Origin of the sequence: Pedobacter paludisoli (assembly GCF_052344095.1) — a bacterium.
In the GTDB taxonomy this organism is placed as follows: domain Bacteria; phylum Bacteroidota; class Bacteroidia; order Sphingobacteriales; family Sphingobacteriaceae; genus Pedobacter.
Genome location: NZ_CP179926.1, coordinates 647,710 through 661,197, shown reverse-complemented (window position 1 = coordinate 661,197; position 13,488 = coordinate 647,710). Strand labels below are relative to the sequence as shown.

Genomic DNA, 13,488 nt, shown 5'->3' with positions numbered 1-13,488 from the left:
AACTTTTTTGCATGTCACAATTGTTCAAATTGATGCCGCTTTTGTTCAAATCACACTAAACACCTCAAAAACAAATAATTAACCAAAAAAAACACACGTGATTTCTGTGGATTTTTTTCGACAAACAACGGTATCATTCGTCAAACAATGGAATTAAAAGCGTTTTGCATAAACTTGACAATCGTCAATTTTATACTATTTTTCTATCCGTTTAAGTTGAATGTACTCCGATGGCAACATATTGAATCTAGCTTTGAATGCGCGTGCAAAATAATTTGGTGTAGCAAAGCCAACCGAATAGCAAACTTGTGCTACATTCAAATCACTTTTTTCTAATAAAGCTGCTGCTTTATCCAATTTCACGGACCGAATAAATTCGACAGGGGTTTCTCCGGTAATTTGCAAAATCTTTGAATACAGTGAGCCTCTGCTCATGCCAACATGGCGACTCAATTCTTCCACGGAAAGTTTAGAGTTGTTTAAATTAGCTTCAATGAAACCCAACGTTTTAGCGAGCAATTTCTCGTTCTCCGATTCTACCGCAATATTGGGAGCTTGCACCTTTAATTGTTTTGAGTAAGTATCCTTCAGTTGTTCGTTTAACTTCAGCAGGTTTCGGATTTTAACGTGCAAAATTTCAAAATTAAAGGGCTTGGTCATGTAATCACTGGCACCTATTTCCAAGCCTTGCAGTTGATTTTCTTCACCTGTAAGGGCCGTCAATAAGATTACCGGAATATGATTGGTTCTTTTATCAGACCTTATTTTCTTACACAATTCTATCCCACTTACTTGTGGCATACTAATATCAGAAACCACCAACTGCGGGTGACTTGCCAGTACTTTTTGCCAACCATCTTTTCCGTTACTCGCCTCCGTTACACGATAAAAGGTCTTTAAATTATCTTTCAGATAGAATCTAAAATCTTCGTTGTCCTCTACCAGCAAAATTACAGGTAAAGTCGAATCGCCCGAAGAAAGACCCGTTTCCATCAATTCAGGTTCTTCTATTTCCTCCAAAACTTCTTCTTCTTGTAATGAAACGTCGAGAATACTTTGGAAAGGAAAATTGATGGTAAAAACGGAGCCTTTGTTGGCAATGCTTTCTACTTCAATGGTGCCTCCATGAAGTCGAACAAATTCTTTGGCTATAGACAAGCCTATTCCGCTGCCTTGATTTAACACTGTTGGATGAGAACTCGCTTGATAAAAGCGATCAAAAATTTTATCGATTTCCTGTTCCGACATCCCTATTCCAGTATCAGAAATTTCTACTACAAGCCCTTGTTTATTCGTATTGCTCGCAGCAATGCTAAAACGTATTTCTCCGCCTTCAGGTGTAAATTTAAAGGCATTCGACAAGAGGTTAAAAAATATCCGTTCTATTTTATCCTGATCAAAAGAGGTAAAATAATGTGCCAAGGAACTACTAAAACTAAACGTGATTCCTTTGCGCTCGGCTAAATCTTTAAATGAATCTGCTACGTCTTTAGAAAAGGCTACAAAATCAGCTTCGCTGCATTGTAATTTTTGTTCTTGTTCTTTAATGTTTCTAAAATCGAGTAGTTGATTTACCAAATTAAGCAGTCGACGGGCATTTCGACGAACCATGTTTAATTGTTGATTTTTAGCAGCGCTCGTTTCCTGCTGCAACAATTGTTCAACCGGTCCCATGATAAGCGAAATAGGTGTTCTAAATTCGTGACTCACATTGGTTAAAAATTTAATCCTCATTTGATTAAATTCTTGCGCTCTTTCTGCTTCTCTACGCTCCTGTTCGATCAGCTGTTGTACATCTCTACGCTCTTGTTGCAAAAGAAAATCTGCTTTTAATTTTTGGATTCCCCGTCGTCTGATGAACAATAAAATTCCGATAATGAACAATGCATATAAACAATACGCCGCATAGGTACGCCAAAAAGGAGGATGCACAATAATTTTGATTGAGCGCTCGTCACTGGTCCATTCTCCGGCATCGCTCATGGCTTTTACCTTAAAAACATAAGTTCCGGGATCTAAGTTGGTATATCCTGCTGAGGTACTTTCGCCTACGCTGTTCCAATCTTTATCAAAATTTTCCAGTTTATAGTAATAGCGTGTTTCTTCAGGCGATGCGTAATTTAAGGCCATGAAACTGATCGAAAAGCTTTGCTTGTAATCGATATTGATTTCTTGAGCTATGGAAATTTCTTCTTGAATTGGTGCATCTTCCGCTGGTTTTACCGTTTGATAAGACACTTTTAGCTCGGTTAGAACCACTTTTGGCTGCCCTTTGTTGCTATTTAACAGTTGTGGATTAAAAAAATTAAAACCATCGGTTCCGCCAAAAAACACGTTACCATTCGCCAATTTTATACCCGAACCAGAGACAAAAGGGCTTTCTTGAATGCCGTTGTTGTGACCATAATTTTTTATCTTTTTGCTGGCTTGATCGTAACTGCTTAAACCTTTGTTGGTACTCAGCCACAATTTTTGATTTCCATCTTCAATAATTTTCTCGATCATTCCATTCGCAAGTCCATCTTTTTCAGAAATAGTGGTCATTTTATTCGTTTCCGTATCAAAAATAACCATACCTCCTCCTGCAGTCCCAATGGCCATGTTTCCATTTTTTAAGAGCGAGAGGGTCATGATATTATCGATTGGCAAATCACTATTCGCTTTACTAATCCATTTAAAAGTTTTGGTTAAAGGATTGTAAATAGTTAAACCAGCACCATTACAACCAATCCAAATATTGCCTTCCTGATCTTCTTCAAAAGCACGTATAAAACCATTAATGGGAAGTTTAAAAGGCCCCGTTTTTTGTGTGCTGTAATTCACGAAACTATTGCTTTCTGGATGATAGCAATCAACACCTTGCCCGTTGGTACCAATCCAAACATTGCCTCTTGAATCCACTTTCAAACAAAAAATATTGTTGCTACTTAAGCCCGAGGAGGTGTTATACGTTCTACAGGCACCATTTTCGGTGTTTAGCACATAAATACCGCTTAAATACGTACCAATCCAAAGCTCACGTTCTCTTCTACACAGCGCCAGAATCGAAAGTTTAGAAGAATTTGGTGCACAAGAAATCGCCGTATGGCTAAAACGATCGCTGTTGGGATTGAACAAATTTAGTCCTCCACCGTCGGTGCCTATGAAAACATTTCCATCATTTGCCGGGGCAAAAGAAGTTACCATGGCTGCGCTTAATCCAAACGGATCAAATCGATTACTTTCCCGTAAGTTAAAAAATGGCAGATTTTTATCATACTTATTCACGCCCCCTCTAAACGTTGACACCCATGAACTACCGTTTGCGTCAATATAAATGTACTTGACCGATTTTCCGACCAAGCTATATCGATTCCTACTTTTCTGTTCAATCCGGGTTATTTTGCCTTTTAATGGCTCCAGAATATTCAATCCATCCTCCGTTCCAATCCATAGTTTTCCTTCGGTATCGGCCGCAATGGTATACACAATATTGCTGCTTAGCGAATTAGGATCATCTGTTTTATGAAAACTGTTGATGAAGCCCGTTTCATTGGGCATTAACATACTTAAACCTTTGTCTGTTCCAATCCAAATATTGCCCTGTTTATCATCTGCAATCGTTTCTACATCGTTTGATGGTAAGGACGTTGGATTTTTTGGATCATGCCCAAATTGTTTCAACGTTTTATTTTGATGTTGATAAAGAAATAAACCAAATGGAGTGCCTAACCAAATTCGATTTTTGCTATCAACAAACAGATCGGTCACCGTTTTTTGCACCACCTGCAAATCTTTTTTCAAAGGCAGTTGCAATTGGCTAACTTTCTGGGTACGCCTATTTAATAGTACTATGCCGCCGTAATGTGAAGCCCATATATGATGATCTTGATCTTCACAAATAGCGGTAATATTCATATATTGTGTTTCTTTATACTGTTTGAAAGAATCCCTTTTGCGATCATAAAAAACAAGACCGGCACCCGTTGCCAGCCACAAATCGCCTGTTTTATCCTCGAAAATATCTAAAACTTCGCTAGATGGAATACTTTTTTCGTCGTCAGATTTATGTCGGTAAACAATAAATTTCTGTCCGTCGTATCGGTTTAAGCCATCATTTGTTCCAAACCACATAAAACCCAAATGATCTTTCACAATGGTATTTACAACATTTGATGATAAGCCCTCTTTTGTACTTAAATTAATAAAATTTAAATCGCGGCCTTGCGCAAATACCACACAAGGGATAAAAATTATACATAACTGAAATAGATATTTCAGAAAGAATCTGCTCATAGAATGAAGAATATTTGGGGAGATTGCGTTTTAAAAAAGTTAAGATAATCCTATTTTGTTAAATTTCGTTTAGTTTTTGAAATTAACCACCTCCCAAAAAGCCTTCTTTGGTTGTAATTTAGCATCAAACAATAGCGGATAATTTTTTCTTCCGGGAACGGGATAAAAATCTAGCCAACTGTAACCATCGGATAGATTCCAAAAGGTAACGCCACTTACATTTTTCTTATTCGCTCTCAGCACATCAAAAACCATTTTATATTTATCAGCCTGTTTTTGTTCTAGCGCTGGTATAAATGCATCTGACTCGCCTTCCTTACGCGCTCTTCTTTCCTTTTCCCAGGCATAAATGGAAATATCTAATTCGGTAATTTGCACCTCTAGTTCTAAAGCAGAAAACTGCTCAATGGCTTTTTTTAAATCTGCTTCTGAAGGCTCAAAAATTGACCAATGACCTTGCATACCAACACCGTTAATCGGGATTTTAGCATCCAGCAATTTTTTCAATAATTTAGCAACCCTTTCGCGCTTTTCGGGCCGAACCACATTGTAGTCGTTGTAAAACAATTTTGCCTGCGGATCTGCTTCGTGTGCATATTCAAATGCTTTAAAAATAAAATCCTCGCCACAAATCTGAAACCATTTAGAGTTCCTTAAAAACTTCGTGCTATCATCATCAATGGCTTCATTTACCACATCCCAGGCATAAATTTTTCCTTTGTATCTTTTTACGACAGTAAAAATGTGGTCTTTTAGTCGAGACAATAATTCTGTTTTGGTCACATCTTGATTTAAAGAATCTTTAAATAACCAATCAGGTGTTTGTTCGTGCCAGCATAAAGCATGTCCGCGCACTTTAAGTCCATTTTTTACAGCAAATGCCACAATAGAATCGGCGTCTTTAAAGTTGTATTTATTTTTAAGAGGATGAATGGGGCCCATTTTCATGGCATTTTCGGGCGTAACACTTTCATAATTCTTTACTATAAAATCGGCCTTCTCTCCTCTTATATCACTCGCATTTACTGCAACCCCCATCGGAAAACAACTACTGTAGTAATCTTTTAATCCTTTATCTGAAGTTTTATTTTGCTTGTTTTGTGTCGCGCAGGCATATATCAGCGTACCGGCAATTGCCAACACAAAAAATTTAAGAGCAGTTTTATTCGGCTTGGTATGCATAAGAATGTAAGGTTATTTGGTTAGTGCTAAACTTATACAGGTCTAGCGTTTTACTAAAGTATAGAAGTAGTCTTTCTTGCAACATCTTAATTGTCGATATTTAGTAGTACAAATGTTCAAAAAATGAGGATATCGTTAAAAAACGTCCTCAAAAACTAATTTTTCGCTCAGGTGATGAACAAATGTTCTATGATTATTGTAATTAAAGTGATTCTAAGAACCGCGTTGAAAATATTTTTGTAAAAAACATTTTCATGATACCAACAACCATATTTTCGCACAGAACATTTCAGGCATCTTTCAAAGTATTCTTTATGTGTGCTTTTCTTCAGTTAAGTGAAGTTCATGCGCAAGAGGGATTAAAAGACTACTACAAAAAATACTTCCCCATAGGTGTAGCGGTTCGTCCGAGTGATTTATCCGGCGCCGAGGCGACGTTTATCAAAACACAATTCAACAGCCTAACAGCAGAAAATGCCATGAAAATGGTGAGTATCCAACCAAGGCAAGATAAGTTCTTTTGGCATTATGCCGATTCCATTGTGAATTTCGGCATCCGCAATAAAATGAAAGTACGCGGACATACACTTTGTTGGCATACGCAAGCTCCGGAGTGGATGTTTGTGAATAGCGATGGTAAAAATGTAAGCAAAGACACCTTGCTAAAACGCTTAGAAAAGCACATAACTACCGTAGTGAGTCGTTACAAGGGCAAAGTTTATGCTTGGGACGTTGTGAACGAGGTTATTGCGGATGACGCTACTTTTTATAGAAAAACCAAATGGTATGAAATTGCTGGTGATGAATTCATCGAAAAAGCTTTTGAATACGCGCATAAAGCAGATCCCAAAGCCTTGCTATTTTACAATGATTATAACACGGAGATTCCAGCCAAAAGGGAAAAAATAGCTCAAATGCTTAAAAATCTTTTGGCAAAAGGAGTTCCCATTCATGGCATTGGGTTACAAGGACACTGGTCGATAAATAATCCGAGTGCGGAAGAACTTGATAAATCTATTCAGCTATTTTCATCGCTTGGCTTACAAATTCAGATTACGGAATTAGATGTATCGGTTTATGCCGGCAGACAAGGTGGACAAATTTCAAAAGATAAAAATGCGGAAGAGAAAGCAACATTCACAACTGAAATGGAAGATTTACAACGTGCCAAATACAAGATGATCTTTGAGGTGTTCCGAAAAAATAAAAAGAAAATTACAGGGGTAACATTTTGGAATGTTTCGGATAAATACTCTTGGTTAGATAATCGAGGAAAGAAAAATTTTCCTTTGCTTTTTGATGAGAATTTAGCTCCCAAAAAGGCGTATTGGGAGGTAGTGAAGTTTTAATAGTATAGTCGGGAAAGTCGGCGGTCCCAAAGTCGGAAAGTCAGATAGTAGAAAGACTAAATTGCTCTTCAGAGCTACAAAAAGTTACTTCGGAAGTAAAAAATTTACTTTTTTGAGCAACATGCTAGTAAAACAAACGTTCAAAATTGCAGTCAGAAACCGAAGAACGCCCGTCGATCCCGAATGCTCGGGATACACCCCAAGCAGCGGGAGAAAACAAAAACAGTAGCAGAAACGTTCAAATGTGCAGCACCGAGCATTGTTCTATTTAGTTTTGTGGTTACAATTAATATGGATTAAAAAACCAATCCCCACAAAACCAGCGAGTGTGTTTTTGTTTTGTGTAATGGCCTTGCGGGCAAAGCTGCCTAGCCGGATCGACAAAGGCTTTTGGTTACTTTTGACCCAAAAAAGTAAATGCCCTGCCGGCAAGAGGCAAGCAAGGGAAACTCGGAAGTCAGAAAGTCGGAGGTTCGAAAACCTGGGGATAAGCAGCGCGAAAGAATACAATGTTTTTACCACAAAGCGCGCAGAATTTTTGCTAACGCAGCAAAAAAATGCAAGCAGCGAAGCAATCTATTTCCCAAAGTAAGATTGCTTCGTGCCTCGCAAGAGCGATATTCCTGTTAAAAACCTATTTAATTTCAATATTATTACCAGAGGTGGCATATAACCCTAGCAATGTCCCGGTAAACCCACCAGCAACATCGGTGGATAAAATATCGCCTGATACTTCAGTTCCTAAAACAGTCCATTGGCCATTTGGCTCGGCGTAGCTAAAAGTATATTGATCGCCACTTGCCTTTACCTGTAATTTCAAGCTTCCCTTCAACACTATTTTCTTACTGGCTAACAAACTACGCTTCTCTTTTTCTGTCCGTTGAAGAACGAGGTAAGAATCTTTCCCATCCGAAGTTAATCCAAAAACATAGTTAAATCGTTCATTTTGAACGCAGGTAATCCCTGCCAATTCCTTATTAGAAGATGGTGCATAAGTTAAGCTTGTGCTAAACACAAAACGGTTGTGTTGCTGACGATAAAACAGCGTGGAAGTGGGCTTTAAATCATTCATATTGGCTTCAAACGGTTTCAACGTTAAACCTTTTTTTAGCTGATGAATAAACGCTTCGCGTGGTCCACGTAAACCAATCCAACGGTAATCCAATTGCGAATTGTTAAAAGATTCGACAAATTCAAAATTTCCATTGGGAAAATAGCCTGCTTCCGCCGTTTTATTGATTACACCATTTGGTGTTTTGAGTTTAGGTTCAATTGGAATTAAACCATTTTCAAAAATCGGAAATGTTCCAGACCAATCTACCGGCAAAATAAAGGTTTCTCTGCCGGTATTAACCCTGCCTGTTTCATTTGGGCGCACCCCTAAAAAAACGCCATAATATTTATTATCAGGACCTAAAACTAAATCCGCATGTCCGGCCCAATCTACCCGATTTTTTCTTTTCAGATTCAAATATCTTTGCGAAAGAATTGGATTGTTTCCTGCTGGGATAAAAGGTCCTTTCGGATTATCACTCATGAAAATCACTTCACTATGCCAATCACCGGTTCCCCCTTCGGCGCACATTAAATAATATTTTCCGCCTTTTTTGTACAAGTGTGGTGCTTCAATCCATATCGGTCGCTTAGATAAATCAACCCCACCATTTACAATTATTTGATCCGAACCCGGAATAATTTTATCGTTGGCAACATCGTATTCCCAAACTTTAATTACGCGGTGTCCATTATACAATTCCTTATCTTTATCAGGAGCATCGTTGTGCACGACATAAGCTTTACCGTTATCGTCAAAAAAGATACAAGGATCAATACCGGCAAAGTTCAATTTTATGGGTTCACTCCAGCCTTTAAATGGATCTTTCGTTTTCACGATAAAATTGCCCAATCCACCGGCGAAAGCAGTGGTAATCATGTAAAACGTATCATTATTCGGATTGTAGGTAATTCCAGGTGCATACACACCTGCACTAATTCCGGTATCGTGCACATCCAATTGCGAAGTACGGTCTAAAACATGGCCAATTTGTTTCCAATTCACCAAATCTTTTGAATGAAATATAGGCACACCCGGAAACATGGCAAAAGAGGAACATACCATGTAAAAATCATCGCCTTTGCGTGTGATTGCTGGATCGGGATAACACCCTTGTAAAATTGGATTGTAAAACTCATTTTCCTTTAATGGAATATTTTTGTAAACCTCATCCTCTCCTTTATAAATAGCTTCGTTAAATACTGGATAATTTTGCTTCTTCGTTTGACCATAAAGATTTGACATCCCCAAGAGAGTCATACTTAAGGTATATAGCCATATTTTTTTCATTGATTGTTGATTTTTTAAGGTTGTTTACTTTTCTATTCAAAACCTTCTTTCTATTCGTATTTTTAGATTTTGGTTAGCTAACAAAAATGCATTGTGCTAATGAATTAGGCGTGTCTTCATGTTAAATTATATGCGATAAATGTTTAGTACTTGTTTAAAATGAGCAAAAGTTTAGTTAAATTTTAGGCGCTTACGCTGTCGTAAAAACATAAAAAAGCCTTTAATTCACCCTAAACCAATCAAAACTGACCGTCCCTCCCAGTTGTTTTGTTGCATAATTGAACAAGCCAAATTTATTTCCTGTAAAAACACTTAAACTAAATTGCATTTTTAATTCGTTACCGAGCGGACTAAACTTTTCGCCATCGTAACTATAGTAGAAACTGGCATTTTTTGTTTTATTAGATGCAATGGTTTTAAGATAAAGTGTTTTTTTCGGTTCCATTTTAACGGAATCAACGATTAATCCATTGTTAACCATTAAAATATATGCATCTTTTCCTTGTTGTGTAACACCAATAAAAGCATATGGATCTTGGAAAACAGTCAATCCAGCAACATCGCCATCTTTCATATCGTCTAAAACAATTTTTGTTATCGCTACACTCGGATTATCCAAATCGTGTTTAACAAAAGGCCGTTGTGTGAGGGTGTTTCTTGCTTCCTTTAAATTTTGGGCGATCGAAGCAGTACTTAATTTTAAAAAACCTTTTTTGGATGTTAAAGACCATTTAGATGCATCAGGATTGTGATTCCAGCCCCATTGCATGCCCAATTTCCCTGTATTGAATTCATCGGAACTTGGCAGTACTTTGATAGGATAATTCGCACCAACATTCGGTTTTTTATAGGTGCTAACCGCCTTTCCGTTAACACCTACCATTGGCCAGCCATCTTGCCAGGTAACGGGTTGAAGGGAAGGTAAACGCCCAAAAGGACCTCTATCCACAAATAAAATAGTCCACCATTCTGCTTTTTGTGTTTCAATTAATGCTCCCTGATGAATCCCAAAATGAATCCCCGGTGTTTCATCGTGAATAACCACTTTTTGTTCGTACGGGCCATAAATATGCTTTGATCTCAAAGCAACCTGAATACCATTTAAGCCACCATAGGTACAGTATAAATAATAGTATCCATTTATTTTATACACGTGCGTACCTTCCAAGCCTCCTTTAATATCCCCTGTAAAAACCAAACTATCAGCAGATTTCGGCGAAAAATCTTCATTTAATTCAGTCATTAATATTTTCCCATAACCATGTGCCACATAGATACGCCCATCCTCGTCAAAAAAAAGTCCAGGATCATAGAATCCTTTTGGCAGGCGGGTGATTTTCCAAGGCCCTTCGGCTTTATCTGCGCTGCAAATAAAGCCACCTTCGTTCAGTGTGATAAACAGGAGATAAAATTTTCCTTTGTGGTATTTCATGCTGGTTGCCCATTGCCCCTTTCCATACCGATGACCGCCTTCTAAATTATAGGCCTTATCGTATGGAAAATTCTGAACCGCGTGGCTACAATATTCCCAGTTTACCAAATCTTTGGATTTTAAGAGGGTTACACCCGGAAAAACAAACATGCTGGTACTGATCATGTAATAGGTATCTCCAACCCGGACGACATCAGGGTCTGGAAAATCGGCCGCAATAACCGGATTTGTATACGTGCCGTTACCATTATCACTTTGAACAACTTGTGCTTGTACTTGTAAATAACAGGTTGACACCACTAAAAGAAAAGTCGCAAATATCTTTGTTGTATATATTTTCATCAAAAAAAAATTATCGTTTTATCTAAGTCCGAATAAATCATTGTTTAACAGTCTATTTTTATCCCGCCAATGCGGTATTATGGATAGGTATACTTCGAAAAGGTACTGCTATCAATGGGTTTAAACAACAACTGCGAAAACATGTACAGGCCATTTTTCCATACTTTAAAGTCGTGCACACCTGGCTCAATGTAGTAGATATGCGGAACGTTATGCTCCATAAGATACGTGTGCATGCGTGTACTGAAGGTAATCAACCGATCGTTGTCTCCGCACGAAATCCATAAAAGTTTTAGCTCTTTTTTTGCTTTGTCAGGATCTGGAATTAAAACTTCAGGAGCTTTGGTATTTGGGGCTGAAGAAAAGCCTCCCACCCAAGCAAATTTATCTAAGTTTCCTAAGCCAAAATTTAACGATTGACCGCCTCCCATCGAAAGCCCTGCGAGTGCGCGATTTTCACGGCTGGTCTTAACCGGATATTTTTTTTCAATAAAAGGGATGAGATCTGTTAATAAATCCTGTTCAAAAGTGGCAAATGCCTGCACTTTATCCGGCGCCATTATATTTCCGGTAGCGCTGTCATCTTTCATGGCGCGTCCATTTGGCATCACCACAATCATCGGAACTAATTTCTTTTCGGCGTATAAATTATCGAGAATTACCTGTGGTTTTCCACCATTGAGCCATTCCTTTTCATCGCCGCCAATACCGTGTAAAAGATATAAAACCGGGTACTTTTTGTTTTTAGAATAGCCAGGAGGTGTATAAATGGTGGCTTGTCTATTGGTCCCTATGGTGCTTGAGGGATACGAAATGCTATCAATTTTTCCATGAGCGATGGAAGTTTGTGCTACATCAAAACCTTCTTTTGCATGGGTAATAATTTCTTGAGCTTGGGTAACAAAAATCTGTAAAAAGAATGCCAGCGTTAAACCTGTACATTTTTTAAAAACATTCTTATTCATATTAGGGGATTATCTGGTTAGTTTTCTTTGTGCTGCTTCACAAATTAAAATTAAAGGTAGAAATGGAATTCAATTTTAAAGGGGACAGATGAATAATTTCCTGCTAAATATGTTCAGCATTACACCTCGATAGCTGAATAAGCAATGGATATAGGACACGGAAAAAAGATCATAAAAAAGAGGAGAAAGGTTAGTTTCGACCATGAAGGCCAAGTAAACTTTCTCCTCTTTTAATCCTAACACTTGCCTGAGATTAAGCAAGCAGGTTTATAGCATTTTATTAAAGTTTTATCTTCACGAAATAAATGCGGTTTTTATCAACTGCTTTTGTTAATGGTAATATTTTCGTATTAAAACCACTCGCTCCGTTATCCACTACACCGAAATCATCATCATTAGAAATTGCCAAAATATTGCCGCCTATTAAAGCCAATCCTTCTGCTTTATCGTGTGGATATACCGTTGGCAAATCTTTCAAGAGATCCAATACTTGCGTTTTGGTTACAGGTGTAATGCCTGCTGCTGTTAGTCCCGCCAAATTATTAAGTTCTTCGACGGTTTTGCCACTATACAGTTTTCCTGTTGCTCCGTTAGCGGCATCCGAAATATCGGTAGCGGCACTAATATCAATTTTGAAAACTTTTTTAAATGTTGCCGGATTGGTCGTATCTCCTCCGAAAAGCCCGTCTCTTTCGATGGTTAAAAAGGTTGTAGCATTTACGGCTACAATATCGCTTACCCCTGTCAAAGTGGTATTATCCATTAAATAGGCATATTGTTTGGTGGCTCCCGTTGCGATATCAAACGTTAAAATTCGCAGAACAACAGAATTTGCTACTGCAGTTTTTGATGGATTATACATGGGCGATTGCATCATCCCTACCAAGGTTTTCCCATCGGGTGTAATGGCTAAGCCTTCCATTCCACGATTTGCACGTCTGTTGGCAAAAACAGCCGGAATTTTCCTGCCTCCGGTACCGGTTCCAAAAGGATTAATGCGCTCAATTGTCTTTCCTGAAGCATCAAAATGTGCAATATGTGGTCCGTATTCGTCGCTAATCCAAAAACTACCGTCACTTGCTCTTACTAAACCTTCTGAATCAATTCCATCTGCGCTTGGTGTAATTGTTTGTCCGGTTAAATCGTAGGCTGTTTCACCAGAAGCGCCCATTCCTATAGGATTCGGCACGCCGTTTAATTTTCCACCATTTGCGTTTTTCAATTCGATGGTTTGTTCTAACACTAATTTTCCATCTTTCAATCTAAATTTTCCGATTTGAGGTGTAAAATCTGGTTTTCCGATAATAATTGAATTGGCAATTTGACCAGCTACATTTGACCCTCTATCGGTCAATAAATAAAAAACTGCAGGATCGCTCGGGTCTGTAGCAATCGCCGATCCAAAACCACCGTTGTAAACATTTACATTGTTTGCCGTTGTAAATAAAATTTTGGGGTCTACCGCTTCAGCCATATCCGGATAAGTAATTTCTGTGGTGTTGGTATCATCACCTTTTTTACAACCAAGCATGCCAAGTGTTAAAGCAAAACTGAGTACTAGTAATTCTTTTTTCATGTTTTTAGTTAAGAGAAAGTTAA

Annotated in this window: 7 protein-coding genes; 1 reads left to right on the top strand and 6 read right to left on the bottom strand. The window is 38.1% G+C overall.

Features of this window, described 5'->3' with window-relative positions; all coding sequences use genetic code 11:
• Nucleotides 1–195 precede the first annotated feature (195 nt).
• Together ACJVDK_RS02635 and ACJVDK_RS02630 are read right to left on the bottom strand one after the other, a co-directional pair.
• A complete protein-coding gene (locus tag ACJVDK_RS02635; protein ID WP_443938735.1) occupies nt 196–4,275 on the bottom strand; it encodes a hybrid sensor histidine kinase/response regulator transcription factor in 4,080 nt (1,359 codons plus the stop codon).
• A 69-nt stretch (nt 4,276–4,344) separates the two neighbouring features.
• A complete protein-coding gene (locus ACJVDK_RS02630) occupies nt 4,345–5,457 on the bottom strand; it encodes an endo-1,4-beta-xylanase (RefSeq protein ID WP_443938734.1) in 1,113 nt (370 codons plus the stop codon).
• Between the two features lie 254 nt (nt 5,458–5,711).
• Between ACJVDK_RS02630 and ACJVDK_RS02625 the strand changes: the two genes are divergently transcribed.
• Nucleotides 5,712–6,806 carry an endo-1,4-beta-xylanase gene (locus tag ACJVDK_RS02625; RefSeq protein ID WP_443938733.1) on the top strand — a complete coding sequence of 365 codons (1,095 nt, stop codon included), beginning with the start codon at nt 5,712–5,714 and terminating at the stop codon, nt 6,804–6,806.
• Between the two features lie 634 nt (nt 6,807–7,440).
• Here the strand turns inward: ACJVDK_RS02625 and ACJVDK_RS02620 are convergent.
• The 4 genes from ACJVDK_RS02620 to ACJVDK_RS02605 all read right to left on the bottom strand — a co-directional run bounded on the left by ACJVDK_RS02620 (nt 7,441) and on the right by ACJVDK_RS02605 (nt 13,465).
• A complete protein-coding gene (locus ACJVDK_RS02620) occupies nt 7,441–9,150 on the bottom strand; it encodes a glycoside hydrolase family 43 protein (RefSeq protein ID WP_443938732.1) in 1,710 nt (569 codons plus the stop codon).
• A 220-nt stretch (nt 9,151–9,370) separates the two neighbouring features.
• Nucleotides 9,371–10,924, bottom strand: coding sequence for a glycoside hydrolase family 43 protein (locus ACJVDK_RS02615; RefSeq protein WP_443938731.1), 1,554 nt, complete (start codon nt 10,922–10,924; stop codon nt 9,371–9,373).
• A 77-nt stretch (nt 10,925–11,001) separates the two neighbouring features.
• Nucleotides 11,002–11,889 carry an alpha/beta hydrolase gene (locus tag ACJVDK_RS02610; RefSeq protein ID WP_443938730.1) on the bottom strand — a complete coding sequence of 296 codons (888 nt, stop codon included), beginning with the start codon at nt 11,887–11,889 and terminating at the stop codon, nt 11,002–11,004.
• Nucleotides 11,890–12,169: 280 nt separating this feature from the next.
• Nucleotides 12,170–13,465 (bottom strand): esterase-like activity of phytase family protein, encoded by a 1,296-nt coding sequence (locus tag ACJVDK_RS02605; protein WP_443938729.1) that lies wholly within the window; start codon nt 13,463–13,465, stop codon nt 12,170–12,172.
• Between the last annotated feature and the right edge of the window lie 23 nt (nt 13,466–13,488).